Source organism: Plantibacter sp. lyk4-40-MEA-4 (assembly GCF_030209415.1).
Taxonomy (GTDB): domain Bacteria; phylum Actinomycetota; class Actinomycetes; order Actinomycetales; family Microbacteriaceae; genus Plantibacter; species Plantibacter flavus_A.
This window is the reverse complement of the sequence record NZ_JARVSA010000009.1, coordinates 158,541-174,059: the sequence shown is the minus strand read 5'-3', so window position 1 is coordinate 174,059 and position 15,519 is coordinate 158,541. Positions and strand designations below refer to the sequence as shown.

17 protein-coding genes are annotated in these 15,519 nt (G+C 70.5%); 5 read left to right on the top strand and 12 right to left on the bottom strand.

Annotation, left to right across the window (positions count from 1 at the left end):
* Positions 1–4: 4 nt before the first annotated feature.
* Positions 5–982, bottom strand: coding sequence for a 4-hydroxy-tetrahydrodipicolinate synthase (gene dapA, locus QRN44_RS15640; RefSeq protein ID WP_064294450.1), 978 nt, complete (start codon positions 980–982; stop codon positions 5–7).
* 93 nt (positions 983–1,075) lie between these two features.
* Here dapA and QRN44_RS15635 point away from each other — a divergent pair, with 93 nt between their 5' ends.
* From QRN44_RS15635 to QRN44_RS15620, 4 genes are all read left to right on the top strand, one after another.
* Complete coding sequence (locus QRN44_RS15635; RefSeq protein WP_285039579.1) at positions 1,076–1,525, top strand: thioredoxin family protein; 450 nt, start codon at positions 1,076–1,078, stop codon at positions 1,523–1,525.
* A complete protein-coding gene (locus tag QRN44_RS15630) occupies positions 1,522–2,022 on the top strand; it encodes a DUF4395 domain-containing protein (RefSeq protein WP_285039578.1) in 501 nt (166 codons plus the stop codon). Before QRN44_RS15635 ends, QRN44_RS15630 begins: the two co-directional genes overlap by 4 nt.
* A gap of 128 nt (positions 2,023–2,150) precedes the next feature.
* Positions 2,151–2,576 (top strand): OsmC family peroxiredoxin, encoded by a 426-nt coding sequence (locus QRN44_RS15625; protein ID WP_064294452.1) that lies wholly within the window; start codon positions 2,151–2,153, stop codon positions 2,574–2,576.
* Between the two features lie 39 nt (positions 2,577–2,615).
* Positions 2,616–3,506: a TIGR01777 family oxidoreductase gene (locus QRN44_RS15620; RefSeq protein ID WP_071262312.1), complete on the top strand. Its 891-nt coding sequence runs from the start codon at positions 2,616–2,618 to the stop codon at positions 3,504–3,506.
* A 23-nt stretch (positions 3,507–3,529) separates the two neighbouring features.
* Here the strand turns inward: QRN44_RS15620 and QRN44_RS15615 are convergent, their stop codons facing one another.
* From QRN44_RS15615 to QRN44_RS15570, 10 genes are all read right to left on the bottom strand, one after another.
* On the bottom strand, positions 3,530–3,952 hold the full coding sequence (locus QRN44_RS15615; protein WP_217485360.1) for a hypothetical protein: 423 nt from the start codon (positions 3,950–3,952) through the stop codon (positions 3,530–3,532).
* An 11-nt stretch (positions 3,953–3,963) separates the two neighbouring features.
* A complete protein-coding gene (gene dapB, locus QRN44_RS15610) occupies positions 3,964–4,782 on the bottom strand; it encodes a 4-hydroxy-tetrahydrodipicolinate reductase (protein ID WP_350310102.1) in 819 nt (272 codons plus the stop codon).
* 46 nt (positions 4,783–4,828) lie between these two features.
* Positions 4,829–5,431, bottom strand: a complete 603-nt coding sequence (locus QRN44_RS15605; protein ID WP_071262315.1) for a histidine phosphatase family protein — start codon at positions 5,429–5,431, stop codon at positions 4,829–4,831.
* The gene (locus tag QRN44_RS15600; RefSeq protein ID WP_285039577.1) at positions 5,432–6,799 is read right to left on the bottom strand and encodes a M16 family metallopeptidase; all 1,368 of its coding nucleotides are present in this window, start codon (positions 6,797–6,799) and stop codon (positions 5,432–5,434) included.
* A 70-nt stretch (positions 6,800–6,869) separates the two neighbouring features.
* Positions 6,870–7,949 (bottom strand): aldo/keto reductase, encoded by a 1,080-nt coding sequence (locus tag QRN44_RS15595; protein ID WP_079002693.1) that lies wholly within the window; start codon positions 7,947–7,949, stop codon positions 6,870–6,872.
* A 171-nt stretch (positions 7,950–8,120) separates the two neighbouring features.
* Positions 8,121–8,966 (bottom strand): HpcH/HpaI aldolase/citrate lyase family protein, encoded by an 846-nt coding sequence (locus QRN44_RS15590; RefSeq protein ID WP_071262383.1) that lies wholly within the window; start codon positions 8,964–8,966, stop codon positions 8,121–8,123.
* Positions 8,963–9,460, bottom strand: a complete 498-nt coding sequence (locus QRN44_RS15585; RefSeq protein ID WP_071262384.1) for a MaoC family dehydratase — start codon at positions 9,458–9,460, stop codon at positions 8,963–8,965. The genes QRN44_RS15590 and QRN44_RS15585 overlap by 4 nt, the downstream gene beginning before the upstream one ends.
* A gap of 7 nt (positions 9,461–9,467) precedes the next feature.
* On the bottom strand, positions 9,468–10,634 hold the full coding sequence (locus QRN44_RS15580) for an acyl-CoA dehydrogenase family protein (RefSeq protein WP_064294458.1): 1,167 nt from the start codon (positions 10,632–10,634) through the stop codon (positions 9,468–9,470).
* Positions 10,631–12,742 (bottom strand): acetyl/propionyl/methylcrotonyl-CoA carboxylase subunit alpha, encoded by a 2,112-nt coding sequence (locus tag QRN44_RS15575; protein WP_285039576.1) that lies wholly within the window; start codon positions 12,740–12,742, stop codon positions 10,631–10,633. The genes QRN44_RS15580 and QRN44_RS15575 overlap by 4 nt, the downstream gene beginning before the upstream one ends.
* Positions 12,743–12,746: 4 nt before the next feature.
* Positions 12,747–14,387 carry a carboxyl transferase domain-containing protein gene (locus QRN44_RS15570; protein ID WP_502928647.1) on the bottom strand — a complete coding sequence of 547 codons (1,641 nt, stop codon included), beginning with the start codon at positions 14,385–14,387 and terminating at the stop codon, positions 12,747–12,749.
* A gap of 72 nt (positions 14,388–14,459) precedes the next feature.
* Here QRN44_RS15570 and QRN44_RS15565 point away from each other — a divergent pair, with 72 nt between their 5' ends.
* Positions 14,460–15,092, top strand: coding sequence for a TetR/AcrR family transcriptional regulator (locus QRN44_RS15565; protein WP_175117823.1), 633 nt, complete (start codon positions 14,460–14,462; stop codon positions 15,090–15,092).
* A 15-nt stretch (positions 15,093–15,107) separates the two neighbouring features.
* On the opposite strand, the gene QRN44_RS15560 is transcribed toward QRN44_RS15565, so the two are convergent.
* The gene (locus tag QRN44_RS15560) at positions 15,108–15,485 is read right to left on the bottom strand and encodes a VOC family protein (protein WP_064294462.1); all 378 of its coding nucleotides are present in this window, start codon (positions 15,483–15,485) and stop codon (positions 15,108–15,110) included.
* Between the last annotated feature and the right edge of the window lie 34 nt (positions 15,486–15,519).

The window sequence follows — 15,519 nt, the reverse complement described above, 5'->3', positions numbered from 1 at the left end:
TTGTCTAGCGAGTCGTACCGGCGACCTTGGGCAGCGCGCCACCGGCGGCGGCGTTGCGGTCTGGCCGGAAGTTGCGGAAGTCGACGCCTGGGATGTCCTTCACCAGGTCGATCTCATCCTCGATCTGCGCGGCCTCCCACTCCTCCGGACCGACCAGCGGAAGACGCACCCGCGGGCTCTGGATCCGGCCGAGGCCGTGCAAGATGTATTTGGCGGCGACGGTGCCGGGGACGTGGGTCATGACCGCGCGCACGAGCGGCTCGAGCTGCCGGTGAGCGGCGGTCGCCGCGACGAGGTCGCCGGAGTTCACCGCGTCGACCATGTGTCGGTAGGGCGTGGGCGCGATGTTGGCCGTGACGCCGATGAGGCCGGTGCCGCCGATGGCGAGCGTCGGCAGCGCGTTGGCGTCGTCGCCCGCGAAGTACATGAGGTCCGTCTGGTTCATGACCCGGCTCACCTCACTGAGGTCGCCCTTGGCATCCTTCACCGCGAGGATGTTCGGGTGTTTGGCCGCGCGCAGGATCGTCTCGTAGGTGATGGGGATGCCGGTCCGCCCCGGGATGTCGTAGAGGATGACGGGCAGATCCGTGGAGTCGGCGATCATGCGGAAGTGGGTGAGCACGCCGGCCTGGGTGGGCTTGTTGTAGTACGGGGTGACGATCATGTTGCCGTCGGCGCCCGCCTGCTCGCTCTTCTTCGCGAGCTCGATCGCGTGGGCCGTCTCGTTGGAGCCACCACCGGTGATGATCTTCGCGCGCCCGCCCGCGACGGCCTTGCCGACCTCGACGAGCTTCACCTTCTCCGGGTCCGTCAGCGTCGACGTCTCACCCGTGGTGCCGGTGACGACGATGCCGTCGGCCCCCGCGGTCACGACGTCGTCGATGTGTCGCTCGACGGCCTTCCAGTCGACCTCGCCGTCGGCGGTGAACGGCGTCACCAGGGCGACGAGGACTTGACCGAAGGGGTTCTCTGCACGCGACACGCTCTCAGGCTATCGGGTTTCCCCCGTGCGGGTCACCATCCGCACAGGCGTCACCTCGCGTCACAGAGGCTCAGGGACCGGTACCCGGACCCTATGCTGACGGACACCATGCACCCGCCGGCCGCCCTCTCGCTGATCCTCGTCCTCGTCCTGTCCACGACGGCGGTGGGTCTGATCGTGCGTGCACGGAGCGGGCGTGCGACGCACCGCACCGACGGCGACCGCCTCTCGCCGGCGGCACTCGGGACGACCTCTCCGCTCGGCCGATCGGCCACCCTGGTGCAGTTCAGCACCGAGTTCTGTGCCCTGTGCCCCGGCACCAGACGACTGCTGCACGAGCTGGCCGACGGGGAGGCGGGCGTGGGCGTCCTCGACGTCGACCTGACCCACCGTCCCGACCTCGCGGACCGCTTCGCCGTCCTGCAGATGCCCACCGTCCTCCTCCTCGACCGCGCCGGGGTCGTGCGCGGTCGGTTCTCCGGGGCCGCACGCCGTGCGGTGCTCGCCGGCGAGCTGCGATCCGTCCTCGGGAGACCGGCATGACCTCGAACCCTCCAGCAGCACAGCCGACCGGCATCGACCCGCGCAGCCCGCGGTTCGGCGCGACCGTGACCGCCGTGCTCCTCCTCGTCGCCGTCTTCCTCGCGCTGACGGCGCCGCTCGCCGACACGCCGCCCGCGCGGGCGGGCCAACCGGCCTTCGTCCTCGTCGCCGTCATCGCAGCCCTGTTCGCGTGGGGCGCGTTCGCCGGGATCCGACGCCACCCGTACGGCGTCGTCTTCCGACGCCTCATCCGCCCGAGGCTCGGCCCGCCCACCGAACTCGAGGCACCTGAACCACCGACCTTCGCCCAGGGCGTCGGCCTGGTGGTGGTCGCGATCGGACTCGTGCTGCACCTCATCGGGGTGCCGGGATCCCTCGCCGTCTCCGCCGGTGCCGCGTTCGTCGCCGCCTTCCTCAACGCGGCGTTCGGGTTCTGCCTCGGCTGCCGCCTGTATGTGCTCCTCCTCCGCGCCCGTGTCGTCGGGCGACAGGCGTGACGGCGGCCCGAAGCACCTGACGACACCGTTTGTCGACGGGGTGACCGTCCAGGTCGATCCGGTTAGGCTGACCCCACGAACACCAGCGCCGATGCGCTCCTGCACGGCCCGACGATGGAGGTTGCACCATGGCGGTAACAAGCGAAGCCACGACGGTTTGGAACGGCACGCTCTTCGAGGGATCGGGGCACACGAGCCTCGACACCTCCGAGGCGGCCGAGTTCGCGGTCGACTGGAAGGCACGCTCCGAGGGATCCAACACGACGACGACCCCGGAGGAACTGCTCGGGGCTGCGCACGCCTCCTGCTACTCGATGGCGTTCGCCAACGAACTCACGAGCGCCGGATTCCCGCCGGAGCGCATCCAGGCGACCGCAGCGGTCTCCTTCACCCCCGGCACCGGCATCACCGGCAGCCACCTGCTCGTCAGCGCGGTCGTGCCCGGCATCTCCGAGGCCGACTTCGAGCGCATCGCCACGGCGGCGAAGGACGGCTGCCCGGTCTCGCAGGCGCTCGCCGGCATCCCGATCACCCTCGAAGCCAGCCTCGCGTAACCACCACCGTCCAGCAGCACGACCAGGAAGGCGACGCGCATGCGCATCGTGATCGGCGGGGCCTCCGGGCTCATCGGAACGGCGCTCGGGCGCTCCCTCGAGACCGACGGCCATGAGGTCGTCCGGCTCGTACGACGTCCGGCGCGCGGTGCCGGAGAAGCGGAGTGGGATCCGCTGGCAGGAACGCTGGACCCGCGAGTCCTGAGCGGCGCCGACGCGGTCGTCAACCTCTCCGGCGCCTCCCTGGGCAAGCTGCCGTGGACGGCGGCCTACCGATCCACGATCCTCTGGTCACGACTCAGCGCCACCCGGACCCTCGTCGACGCCATGAACCGGGCGGAGCAGCCACCGGCCGCCTTCCTCAGTGGTTCGGCGGTCGGGTACTACGGCGACCGTCCCGGAGAGACCCTCACGGAGGACTCCTCCAGAGGGGCCGGATTCCTCGCCGACGTCGTCGTCGCCTGGGAGGACTCGGCGCTCGCGGCGCCCGACGCCGTCCGCACCGTGCTGCTCCGCAACGGCATCGTCGTCGACCTGGCAGGCGTGCTCAAGCCGCTGGCACCGCTCACCCGGTTCGGGGTCGCCGGGCCGCTCGGTTCGGGCCGCCAGTTCTGGCCGTGGATCGGGCTGCAGGACGAGGTCCGGGCGATCACCCACCTGCTGACCTCGACGCTCTCCGGACCGGTGAACCTGTGCGGCCCGCAGGCCGCCCGCGCCGACGACCTCATGTTCGAGCTCGCCAGACGGATGAACCGGCCCTATCTGCTGCGCGTCCCGACGTTCGCCTTGAAGGCGCTCCTCGGCGACGCCGCCGACGGACTGCTGCTGAGTGATCAGCGCGTCGAACCTCGTCGGCTCTTGGACGACGGCTTCACGTTCAGCACGCCGACCGTCGAGCAGGCGTTGGCCGAAGCACTCGCCCGCGACTGAACGACGGGACGCCGCCGCTCCGGTCAGCTCCGCGAGAGCCGGATCGCCTGTCGGATGGCCTGCCGTGCGCGGCGGCGGTCTCCTGCACCGTCGTAGACGAGTCCGAGGCGGTACCAGGATCGCCAGTCGTCGGGAGCGGCCTCGGCCGCGTCGCGGTACTTCGGGAACAACTCGTCTGCGGCATCACGCATCGGCCGGCCGCTCTCGCGGGTCTCGACCTGCTCGGGCGGAAGGCCGCCCTCGGCCTCGAGGCGGACTCCGAGTCGCTCGGCGCCCAGCCCGAATGCGATCTCGCGCCAGAGCGCCCAGACGCCGAGGATCGGCAGGACGATGAGCGCCGCACCCATGGCGATGCCGACAGGCTCACCCGTGCCGAGGAGGACGACGGCACGGTACCCGACGAGGACGATGTAGAGGACGAGCAGGGCCGCGATGACCGCGACCATGACGCGGGTCTTCACAGGGCGCTGGCCGCCGCGGCCTGGCCGGAGACGTGCTCGGGCGCCCCCTGGGCGGGCCGCCGACCCGTCGGCCCTGGGCGATCGAGTCCGAGGTCGAGCAGGCTGTCGAGACCGACGGTGACCCCCCGGGCGTCGCGGGCGGCGACGAGGGCGAGCCGGATGCCCCGCTCGTAGGATGCTGGCGAGATCGTGTCGTGCGTGATCGTGACGAGTTCGTCGACGCCACCGAACACGACCTCCTGGCGGGCGACGACGCCCTGGAGCCGCAGGCTGTGGATCGGGATGCTCGAGACCTGCTGTCCCCTCGCCCGCTGGTCGGTGTGCGGAGCGGCGACGGGCCCACGGTCGCCACGAGCGGCCATCATCAACTCGGCGGTGCGCACGGCGGTCCCGGAGGGCGAGTCCACCTTCGTGTCGCGGTGGGACTCGATGATCTCGATCGAGTCGAAGAAGCGGGCCGCGACGGTCGCGAGACTCGTCGACAGGACGGACCCCAGCGAGAAGTTGGGGATGATGACGACGCCCTGCTCGGGCAGCTCGGCGAGTCGGCGGTCGAGTCGCTGGATACGCTCGGCCGACCAGCCGCTCGTCCCGACGAGCACGTTGATCCCCTGAGCGACGGCGTGGTCGACGATCCGCTGGCTGACACCCGGGACCGTGACGTCGACGACGAGGTCCGCCTCGTCCATCTCGCTCAGCTCGCTCGAGGAACCGAGCGATGCGACCAGCTCGAAGTCGTCGAGTGAACCGATGATGCTGGTGAACAGTCGGCCCATCTTGCCGCTCGCGCCGGCCAGCGCCACTCGTGTCGTCATGCCCTCAGCTTACGTGCTGCCCGTCCGGGAGGAGGCGGGCCGCCGACTAGACGATGTGCGGCTCGGGAAGTCCCGTGCGGAGTTCCATGGGGAGGTGCGCGAGGTCGTTGTGGGTGATGAGGCTCCACGGACGCCCGGCGCGCTGGTGCAGCACCGTCAGTCCACCGTTGGCCTGGTTGATGCTCACCCAGCGCCATGCGGGCGCCTGGAGCGCCTCGCGGACGAGCCACCCGATGACGAAGTTGTGCGTGATGAGCAGCTCGTGATGGTCACCGCGCTTCGGCGAGAGGAACTCGGCCGCGGCGTCGGCCATCTGCGCTTCGCCCGCCTCGATCTCCGCCTCGGTGATCGAACCGAAGAAGGGGTCGAACGCCGACGGCGTCTCAGGTGTGCGACCGCTCGGGACACAGTCGAAGAGCAGCGACGACGGCTCCGGTGTGACGGCCGGCATCCGCTCGGCGATGATCTGGGCGGTCTCCGCGGCACGCTGCAACGGCGAGTGCCACGCCGCGGTCATCGGGACACCGCCGAGGCGCTCCGCGAGCAGCTGCGCCTGGCGCCGACCGCGTGCCGACAGCGGTCCGTCGGGCAAGCCGTGCTCAGCGTGTTGCTGCTCGCCGTGTCTGACGAGATACAGGTAATGGGACATTCAACGCACCCCCGCGATGATCGGAGCGAAGGTGTCCTCGTCGACGGCTCCGACCGCCGACACCGTGATGGGCTGCGCGGCGAGGTGCTGCGCGAGCTGCTGGACGTCGTCCTGACCGACCGACTGCAGGCGACGGATGCTCTCGTCGAGGTCGATGAACTCGCCGAGGGTCAGCTCCGCTCGACCGAGGCGGCTCATACGCGAGTCCGAATCCTCCAGCGCCAGCGCCGAGGCGCCGCTCAGCTGCCCGAGCGCGCGCGACAACTCCTCGTCCGTCACGCCGTGCTCGGCGAGCCGGTGGAGCTCGGCGAGCATGAGTTCGGCGACGGTCGCCGCCTTCGCCGTGGAGCAGGCTGCAGCGAGGCCGAAGACGCCGGCGTCCGAGTAGCTGCCGGCGAACGAGTACACCGAGTAGGCGAGCCCGCGTCGTTCGCGGATCTCCTGGAACAGGCGGCTGGACATGCCGCCGCCGAGGATGGAGTTGAGCATGCTCATGGCGAATCGTCGCTCATCGCCTGCGATGAGGCCCGCCCCGCCGATCTGCAGGTGGACCTGCTCGGTGGGACGGTGCACGACCGAGAGGGGCGAGCCTCCGACGATGGCAGCAGGAGCGAGCGTCCGACGCGCGACCGGTGCGGCCACCGCGTCCGCCGGCCAGCCCGCTTGCACGAGCGCCTCGGACACCTGGGCGACGAGCGCGTCGTGGTCGACCGCGCCGGCCGCCGTCACGATGACGTCGTTCGCGCGGTAGTTGGCCCGGTAGTGCGCCACGACGGCGTCCCGGCCGACCTCGATGATCGACTGCGGGTGACCGCCGATCGGAGGCCCGAGCGGGTGCTCGCCGAGCACGCGCTCGAAGAACCGTTCGTTGGCGACGTCCCCCGGATCGTCGTCCATCATCGCGAGCTCTTCGAGGATGACGCCGCGTTCGTTCTCGAACTCCTCCGGGTCGAGCAGCGAGGAGGTGAGCATGTCGGTGATGACGTCCACCGCCATCGGCAGGTCGCGATCGCGCACCTTGGCGTAGTAGCAGGTGTGCTCCTTGGCCGTGAGCGCGTTGTGCTCGCCGCCGACGGCGTCGAAGGCGACCGCGATGTCGAGGGCGGAACGCGACGGCGTGCCCTTGAACAGGAGGTGCTCCAGGAAGTGCGTCGAGCCGAAGGTCGCCGGTCGATCAGCGGTCGCCGGTTGTTCGTCGCGGGAACCGACGGCCACCCAGTAGCCGATCGTGGCGCTGCGGCTGCCCGGCATGTGTTCACTCAGGATGCGCAGCCCGTTGGGCAGGACCGTCCGGCGGACGAGCGCGTCCCCGGATGCGGTGAACGCGAGCTCGGGACGAGTGAGCGGAAAGTCGACGGCGGCGTTCATCACCCCAACCATACGTCAGGTTCCCGGGCGTCGCGCGCGAGCGTCGGTGCACGGGCGCCCGCCGGTCGACTCAGCGCAAGCGACCCGAGACGCGGTCGAGCTCGAGGATCTGCCCACGACTCAGCCGCACGTCGGCCGCCGCGATGAGCGAGTCGACGTGAGCCGGCTGGGACGCGCTCGCGATGGGCGCGACGACGCCGGGACGTGACATGGCCCAGGCGAGCGCGGCCGAGGCGACCGTGCAACGGTTCTCCTCCGCGATCTCGTCGAGGACGTGCAGGACCCGCAGACCACGGCGGTGGAGATGGGTCGCGGCGCGACTGCCGCGGGTGCTCGGGTCGAGGTCGGAGCGGGTGCGGTAGCGGCCCGTCAGGAACCCGTTCGCGAGGGCGAAGTAGGGCAGGACACCGAGGTGCTGGGCCGTCGCGACGAGCGCGAGGGTGCTCTCGTACGGCTCCCGGTGCATGAGGCTGTAGTGCGTCTCGAGCGCGACGAACTGGGTGAAGCCGCTCGCCGAGAGGATCCGCGCCTCCATCAGCCGCTCGGGGGTCGTGTTCGAGGTGCCGAGGTAGCGGACCTTGCCGGTCTCGATCAACCAGTCGACCGTCCCGAGGCTGTCCGCCAACGGGATGCTCGGGTCGTCGTCGTGGAAGGACAGCAGGTCGATGTGGTCGGTCTGCAACCGTTCGAGCGCCGCCTCGACCGCACGGATGATGCTCACCGAGCCGAGACCCGGGTAGTCGGGGTGCCGGCCGATCTTCGTCGCGACGACCATGTCGTCCCGGTTGCGGCGCTTCCGCATCCAGTTGCCGATGAGGATCTCGCTGCGTCCGCCAGCGTAGCTGTCGGCGGTGTCGACCATGTTGCCGCCGGAGTCGTGGAATCGATCGAGGATGTCCGACGTCGTGTCGGGGTCGACGGTCCAACCGAACACGCTGCCGCCGAGCACGACCGGGAAGACCGACAACTCGGAGTCGCCGATCGTGCGCCTCGGTGCCTCCGACGGCTCGGGGTCCTGGACGGGCGTCGGGAAGGACGGGTGCGGGACGAGCTGCTCGGGACGCCGACTCGCGTCGTCGTCGACGCCGTCCGCTGCTCCACCGACGAGAGAACTGCCACGGGTGCTCGACGAGCGCCAGAGGTGTGGCATCCCCTGCCCCTCTCTCGGTCCGCCGACCGGTGACGCGCTGCACCGTCGGGATCCGTGCGTGGAGCGACGGGCCGGTGCTTGCTCACCAGGCTAGAGGAGACCGGCGACTTCGGCTGGACGACATCACGACCGGGTGGCAACTGATTCGTAACGATTGCTGGAGTCGGTCGATCACCTCGGATCGACGGTCACCTCGGCACGGGCGAGCACGAGTCGCGCGTGCCGCAGGAGCGGCTCGTCGACCATGCGTCCCTCGTGCCGGAACACGCCGGCCGCTCCCGCTGCGGCGTCGAGCAGGGCCTGCGCCGCTGCCACCGACCGGGGGTCCGGGCGGTAGGCGGCGCGAACGGTCGGGACCTGTCCCGGGTGGATGCAGGCGGAGGCGATGCAGCCGACGGCGGCCGCGTCCGCCGCCTCGTCCGCGAGCCCGTCGAGATCGTCGATGTCGAGGTGGACCGCGTCGATCGCGGCCACCCCGGCGGCTCCCGCGGCGAGCAGCACCGAGGAGCGAGCCTGTCGGACGACGTCCCGGTATCGCCCGTCGGCCAGTCTGCTACTCGTGCCGCCCAGGGAGGCGATGAGGTCTTCAGAGCCCCACATGAGCGCGAGGACCGCAGGATGGGCGGCCAACGCGGGTGCCTGCACGACACCGGCAGCGGTCTCGCACAGCGCGATGATCCGGACGTCCGGGATCGCGTCCACGAGCCGGTCGAGCGCCGCGGTCGTCTCCGTCTTCGCCAGCATCACCGTGCGATAGGCGGTGTCCGCGAGTGCCGCGACATCGTCGTCGAAGTCGACGGTGCCAGCCGGGTCGACCCGGACGACCGTGCGTGAGGGATCGAGCGGATGGTCGATGATCGCCCGGCGGGCGGCCGGCTTGTCGGCCGGGGCCACGGCGTCCTCGAGGTCGAGGATGACGGCGTCCGCGCGCGCGGCCGCTTTCGCGAAGCGGTCGGGGCGGTCCGCCGGGACGAAGAGGATCGCCGGCCCCAGGTCGAACGCCGCGGCGCCGGTCACGATGCACCCGAGCACTGGACGAGCGTGCTCCTGGTCGCGGTCGCGACGACGACGCCGTCCTGGTTCCGACCCGTGTGGAGCAGGGTGACGACACCCTCGCCCGGCCTCGACGACGACAGCCGTTTGGCCGTCACGAGCGTCTCGGCGTACAGCGTGTCGCCGTGGTGCATCGGATTCGGGAAGGCGACGTCGGCGAAGCCCAGGTTCGCGACGATCGTCTGCTCGGTGAGCTGCGCGACCGACAGCCCCACGAGCGTCGAGAGGGTCAGCATCGAGTTCACGAGCCGTTCCCCGAAGGGCCCGGTCGCAGACCACGCGGCATCCACGTGCAGTGATTGCCCGTTCATCGTGAGGGTCGAGAACAGGACGTTGTCGGCTTCTGTGAGGGTGCGCCCGGGGCGATGGCGGTAGGTCGCACCCACCACGAACTCCTCGAAGTACAGACCTCGCTGCTCGATCACGGGGCCGGACGACGTCTCGGACGAGTCGGTCATCATGACCTCACGACGCGAAGCCGAGTTCGCGGGCGATGATCATGAGCTGCACCTCGGTGGTGCCCTCACCGATCTCGAGGATCTTCGAGTCCCGGTAGTGCCGCGCCACCGGGTTCTCGTTGAGGAACCCGTAGCCGCCGAAGATCTGGGTCGCGTCGCGGGCGTTGTCCATCGCGGCCTCCCCGGCGACCATCTTCGCGATGGAGGCCTCCATCTTGTAGGGCGCTCCCCGGAGCATGCGCGACGCGGCGTCGTAGTACGCCTGCCTGGCGGTGTGGACCCGCGCCTGCATCTTCGCGATCCGGAAGGCGATCCACTGATTGTCGCCGATCGCCCGACCGAACACGACCCGCTCCTTGGCGTAGCGGATCGCCTCCTCGAGGCAGCCCTGGGCTGCTCCGACGGCGAGCGCGGCCACGGCGATCCGTCCACCGTCGAGCGCGGTGAGGAAGTTGGCGTATCCGCGCCCGCGTTCGCCGAGCAGGTTGCCCTCCGGTACACGGACGTCCTCGAACCGCAGCGGGTGGGTGTCGGAGGTGTGCCAGCCGACCTTGTCGTAGGGCGGTAGCGCGGTGAAGCCCGGCGTCGGGACCGGCACGAGGATCGACGACAGCTCCTTCGTCACCCGGCCGTCGGATCGGACCCGCTCCCCCGTGACGGCCGTGACCGTCACGAGACGGGTGATCTCGCTCCCGGAGTTGGTGATGAACTGCTTCGTGCCGTTGATCACCCACTCACCGTCGACGAGCTCGGCGGTGGTCTCCGTCGCGCCTGCATCACTGCCGGCACGCGCCTCGGTGAGACCGAAGGCGGCGAGCGCCTGCCCGCTCGCGAGCTGCGGGATCCATTCCTCGCGCTGGGCGTCGGTGCCGTACAGGTAGATCGGCATGGCTCCGAGGCCGACGCCGGCCTCGAGGGTGACGCCGATGCTCTGGTCGACGCGTCCGAGCTGCTCGACGGCGAGGCAGAGCGCGAAGTAGTCCATCCCCCCGCCGCCGAGTTCCTTCGGGAACGGCAGCCCGAAGAGTCCCAGCTCCCCCATCTGCGCGATGATGTCGTACGGCAGACGCCGTTCCGTGTCGTACTGGTAGGCGGCGGGCGCGACGACCTCGTCGGCGAACGCCTTGACCGTGTCGACGATCCGCTGGTGCTCGGGGCTGAGCTCGGTGTTCATGCTGATGCTCCGTTCGTGGGTGCTGCATCGGTTGGGGCTGCGTTCAGGTGGGCTGCGACGTGGTCTGCGGCGATCGTCGCGACCGACTGACGGGTTGCGACCGTGCCACCCGTGGAGACGTGGAGGGTGACCGTGCCGTCGGTCGTGGCGGTGAGGAGGTGCTCCATCTTCATCGCTTCGACGGTGACGAGCGGCTGACCGGCGGTGACGGCGTCGCCGCTCGTGACGTGCACCGCAGTGACGGTGCCGGGCATCGGCGTCCGCACCTCCGGATCGACCGCACCTGCCGCAGTCGGATCCCCGCCGGCTGGGAGCGCCTCACGCGGGACCACCTCGACCACACTGATGGCACCGTCGAGTGCGATCCATCGTTCGTCCCCCACGCGGACGGTCTCCAGGAGGGTGCTGACACCGCCGTGCTCGAACCGCAGGGTGCCGTCCGACCGGCTGAGGACCGCGGCCCGCGTCGGTGCCGCGTCGTCGACGGAGACGCTCGCGTCGTCGCTCGAGCCGCGCACCTCGATGCGGACGATGCGTCCGTCCTCCAGTCGCAGGTGCTGTCGCGTCGGTGCTGCCGCGCCGAGGCGCCACCCACCCGGATCCGACCACGGCGTCCCGAGTCCGGCGGTCCGCGCTTCGGCCTTGCATCGCCGGTGCTCCGTTTCGGCGAGCGCCGCGGCGGTCAAAATCCGCTCGGACATCGAGTCGGACGGACGGTCGTCGAGCAGTTCGGCGATGAGACCGGTGTGCAGCCGTCCCGCGACGACGTCCTCGTCGGCGAGGAGCCGCCGGAGGAAGCCGAGGTTCGTGCGGACACCGAAGACCACCGTCGCCGCGAGCGCGGCGTCGAGTCGCCGGAGCGCGGTCCCGCGATCCTCGGCCCAGCTCACGATCTTCGCGAGCATCGGGTCGTACCACGGGCCGACGAACTGCCCGGCGACGATGCCGCCGTCGACGCGGACCCCCGGCCCCTGCGGCAGACACACCCGTTCGAGCACCCCGGTCTGAGGCAGGAAGCCGCTCGACGGGTCCTCCGCGTACAGCCGCGCCTCCACCGCGTGACCACGCAGGACGACCTCCTCCTGCGTCATCGTCAGCGGTTCACCGGCGGCGACGCGCACCTGCCACTCCACGAGGTCGAGCCCCGTGACGAGCTCGGTGACCGGATGCTCCACCTGCAACCGCGTGTTCATCTCGAGGAAGGCGAACTCGTCGGGTCGGTCGTCGGCGACGAGGAACTCGACGGTCCCCACCCCTCGGTAGCCGACGCTCCGGGCGACCGTGCAGGCCGCCTCGCCGAGTCGCGCCCGCTGCCGGTCGTCGATGAGCGGCGACGGGGACTCCTCAACCACCTTCTGGTGCCGACGCTGGAGCGAGCACTCGCGCTCCCCGAGGTGCACGACCGCACCGTGGGCGTCCGCGAGCACCTGCACCTCGATGTGCCGGGGTCTCGTGACGAACCGCTCGAGGAGGAGCGTGGCGTCGCCGAAGGCCGCCTCGGCCACCCGGTGCGCGGAGGCGATGGCCGATGGGAGCTCCTCGGTGCGTTCCACCACCTGCATCCCCTTGCCGCCGCCTCCGCCCGCCGGCTTGACGATGAGCGGGAAGCCGATGGCGACGCCGGCACGGACGAGCGCGTCGTCGTCGAGCGAGGCGTCGGCGACGCCCTCGATGATCGGGACGCCTCGAGCCGCGACGTGGTCCTTCGCCCGGATCTTGTCGCCCATGAGGACCAGGGCGCGCTCGTCCGGTCCGATGAAGACGATCCCGGCAGCGGCGAGCGCCCTCGCGAGCGCGGGTTGTTCGGACAGGAAGCCGTAGCCCGGGTGCACCGCCTCGGCTCCGGTCGTGACGGCGGCCCGGACGACGGCGTCGACATCGAGATAGCTGTCCGAGGCCGGCGCGGGTCCCAGGCGGACGGCGCGGTCCGCGAGCCGGACATGCGGGGCGTCGCGGTCAGCGTCGCTGAAGACCGCGATGCTCTCGATGTCCATCGCTGTGAGCGTGCGGATGATGCGACAGGCGATCTCGCCGCGGTTCGCGACGAGGACGGAGCGGAAAGGACGCGCGGATGCCTGGCCCGGCCGGTTCGGTGTCTGGATCGTCATGCCGTCACATCCTGAAGAGGCCGAAGCCGGGTTCCGGCAGTGGCGCGCGGGAGCACACCTCGAGCGCGAGTCCGAGGACCGTGCGGGTCCGGGCGGGATCGATGATGCCGTCGTCCCAGAGCCGCGCGGTCGAGTAGTACGGATTGCCCTGCTCCTCGAAGTCGGCGAGGATCGGCGCCCGGAAGTCATCCTCAGCCTGGGCGGTCCACGCCTCACCTCGGGCCTCGAGCTGGTCGCGCTTGACGGTCGCGAGGACACTCGCCGCCTGCTGTCCCCCCATGACGGAGATGCGCGCGCCCGGCCACATCCAGAGGAAGCGGGGGTCGTAGGCCCGGCCGCACATGGAGTAGTTGCCGGCGCCGAACGAACCGCCGATCACGACCGTCAGCTTCGGCACCCGGGTGGTCGCGACCGCGGTGACCATCTTCGCGCCGTGCTTGGCGATGCCTCCGGCCTCGGCGTCACTGCCGACCATGAAGCCCGAGATGTTCTGGAGGAACAGCAACGGGATGCCGCGCTGGTCGGCGAGCTCGATGAAGTGGGCGCCCTTCAGGGCCGACTCGCTGAAGAGGACGCCGTTGTTCGCGATGATGCCGACGGGGTGCCCGTGCAGCCTCGCGAACCCGGTCACGAGGGTGTCGCCGTACTCCCGCTTGAACTCCGAGAAGTCGCTGCCGTCGACGAGCCGCGCGATCACCTCACGGACGTCGTAGGCCGTCTGCAGCTCCGCCGGGACGACGCCGTACAGCTCCGCCTCCGGGACGACCGGCGGCACGCTCGGATGCACCTCCCACGCGCGCGGGTGGGGCGCCAGCAGCGTCGCGACCGCATCCCGGAGGATGTCGAGCGCGTGCGCGTCGTCGTCGGCGAGATGGTCGGTGACCCCCGACACCCGGGCGTGGAGGTCGCCGCCGCCGAGCTGCTCCGGCGTCACGACCTCGCCGATCGCGGCCTTCACGAGGGGTGGACCGCCCAGGAAGATCGTGCCCTGACCGCGCACGATGACGTTCTCGTCGCTCATGGCGGGGACGTACGCGCCGCCGGCGGTGCAGGACCCGAGCACGGCGGCGAGTTGCGGGATGCCGGCCGCCGACATCCTGGCCTGGTTGAAGAAGATCCGGCCGAAGTGGTCCCGATCGGGGAAGACCTCGTCCTGCGTCGGGAGGTTCGCTCCCCCGGAGTCGACGAGGTACAGGCAGGGCAGCCGGTTCGCGGCCGCGATCTCCTGGGCCCGGAGGTGTTTCTTCACCGTCATCGGGAAGTACGAGCCACCCTTCGCGGTCGCGTCGTTCGACACGACGAGCACGTGTCGTCCGTGGACGAGGCCGATCCCGGCGATGACGCCCGCGCCGGGGGTCGCGTCGTCGTACATGCCGTGCGCGGCCAGGGGCGCGATCTCCAGGAAGGGGCTCCCCTCGTCGAGCAGGCGGTCGACCCGATCGCGAGGCAGCAGCTTCCCCCGGGCGACATGCCGGGCCCGCGATGCCTCCGGTCCGCCCAGGGCCGCGGTGGCCATCGTCTGCTCGAGCACCGTCACGAGCGCCCGCTGCGCCGCTTCCTGCTCGCGGAATCGGGCTGAGGTGGGATCGGCACCGCTCGTGAGGGTGGGCACTCGGGCTCCTGTCGTCGTCGACCGTGAGTGCATTCAGTTACTCATCACTCACTGAAAGAGAGGTTACAGTTCATTAACTGAAAAAGTCCACCCCGAGGAGATCCGATGACCGGTCGTGACACACCGTCCCCGAACCCACCGCACCTCGGGCGCTCGGAGGCGAAAGCGGCACGTCGCTCGGCCCTCCTGCGGTCAGCGGCCGGACTGTTCGCCGAGCGCGGCTTCGCCGGGGTGTCGATGGAGGACCTCGGAACGGCCGTCGGCATGAGCGGGCCCGCCGTCTACCGCCACTTCCCGAGCAAGCAGGCCGTCCTCGCAGCACTCCTCGTCGGCGTCAGTCAGGATCTGCTGGACGGCGGGACCCGCGAGGTCGAGCAGGCTCCGGACAGCGATCGGGCGCTGCGTTCGCTGGTCACCTTCCACGTGGCCTTCGCCCTCGACGACCCCGACGTGATCCGCATCCAGGACCACGACCTCGACAGCCTGGCACCGGACGACCGCCGCGCGGTCCGCACCCTGCAGCGGCGGTACGTCGAGCGGTGGGTGGACGTCCTCACGACGCTGCATCCCACGATCCCCACGGCGGAACTGCGGGTCCGCGCGCTCGCGGGTTTCGGACTGATCAACTCCACGTCCCACAGCACCTCCCGCGGCAGGAACGAGGCCGGGACACCCGACCGCGAGGCGGTGCGCTCGACGCTCGAGCGGATGGCACTGGCCGCCCTGCTCGCCGAGTGAGGACGCGGGACGGGTTCAGTCGACGAGCACGGACAGGACGTTCCCCGCTGGATCGGTGAACCAGGCGATGTCCGGGCCGTTCCCGCGCATGATCCCCTTCGCGTCCGTCGGCAGGACGTCGTCGGGGTAGAGCTTCGTCACCACACCGCGCGCCTGCAGCTCGTCGACCGCCGTGTCGATGTCGTCGACCACGAGGTTCAGCACCGTGAACGAGGCCGGCGTGTGGTCCGGCTTGCCGTAGACGAGCACCGACCCGCCGGCGGGCAGCGCCACGTCCAGGAATCCCATGGCGTTGTCGGTGACCGTGAGACCGAGGACGTCCCGGTAGAACGTCCTCGCCGCGTCGATGTCGTCGACCGAGAACCCGCTGAAGACATCCGTGTACGTGACCATGAGCCGCTCCCTCGCTGATTCCCGATGCGTACAC

What these genes read in the sequence shown, in the direction of transcription:
- QRN44_RS15595 (WP_079002693.1), bottom strand. Translation starts at nt 7,949, where the DNA reads ATGCCACACCTCTGGCGCTCGTCGAGCACCCGTGGCAGTTCTCTCGTC.
- QRN44_RS15575 (WP_285039576.1), bottom strand. Translation starts at nt 12,742, where the DNA reads ATGACGATCCAGACACCGAACCGGCCGGGCCAGGCATCCGCGCGTCCT.
- QRN44_RS15630 (WP_285039578.1), top strand. Translation starts at nt 1,522, where the DNA reads ATGACCTCGAACCCTCCAGCAGCACAGCCGACCGGCATCGACCCGCGC.
- QRN44_RS15565 (WP_175117823.1), top strand. Translation starts at nt 14,460, where the DNA reads ATGACCGGTCGTGACACACCGTCCCCGAACCCACCGCACCTCGGGCGC.
- QRN44_RS15635 (WP_285039579.1), top strand. Translation starts at nt 1,076, where the DNA reads ATGCTGACGGACACCATGCACCCGCCGGCCGCCCTCTCGCTGATCCTC.
- QRN44_RS15615 (WP_217485360.1), bottom strand. Translation starts at nt 3,952, where the DNA reads ATGGTCGCGGTCATCGCGGCCCTGCTCGTCCTCTACATCGTCCTCGTC.
- QRN44_RS15585 (WP_071262384.1), bottom strand. Translation starts at nt 9,460, where the DNA reads ATGACCGACTCGTCCGAGACGTCGTCCGGCCCCGTGATCGAGCAGCGA.
- QRN44_RS15570 (WP_502928647.1), bottom strand. Translation starts at nt 14,387, where the DNA reads ATGCACTCACGGTCGACGACGACAGGAGCCCGAGTGCCCACCCTCACG.
- QRN44_RS15625 (WP_064294452.1), top strand. Translation starts at nt 2,151, where the DNA reads ATGGCGGTAACAAGCGAAGCCACGACGGTTTGGAACGGCACGCTCTTC.
- QRN44_RS15600 (WP_285039577.1), bottom strand. Translation starts at nt 6,799, where the DNA reads ATGAACGCCGCCGTCGACTTTCCGCTCACTCGTCCCGAGCTCGCGTTC.
- dapB (WP_350310102.1), bottom strand. Translation starts at nt 4,782, where the DNA reads ATGACGACACGAGTGGCGCTGGCCGGCGCGAGCGGCAAGATGGGCCGA.
- QRN44_RS15560 (WP_064294462.1), bottom strand. Translation starts at nt 15,485, where the DNA reads ATGGTCACGTACACGGATGTCTTCAGCGGGTTCTCGGTCGACGACATC.
- QRN44_RS15605 (WP_071262315.1), bottom strand. Translation starts at nt 5,431, where the DNA reads ATGTCCCATTACCTGTATCTCGTCAGACACGGCGAGCAGCAACACGCT.
- QRN44_RS15580 (WP_064294458.1), bottom strand. Translation starts at nt 10,634, where the DNA reads ATGAACACCGAGCTCAGCCCCGAGCACCAGCGGATCGTCGACACGGTC.
- QRN44_RS15620 (WP_071262312.1), top strand. Translation starts at nt 2,616, where the DNA reads ATGCGCATCGTGATCGGCGGGGCCTCCGGGCTCATCGGAACGGCGCTC.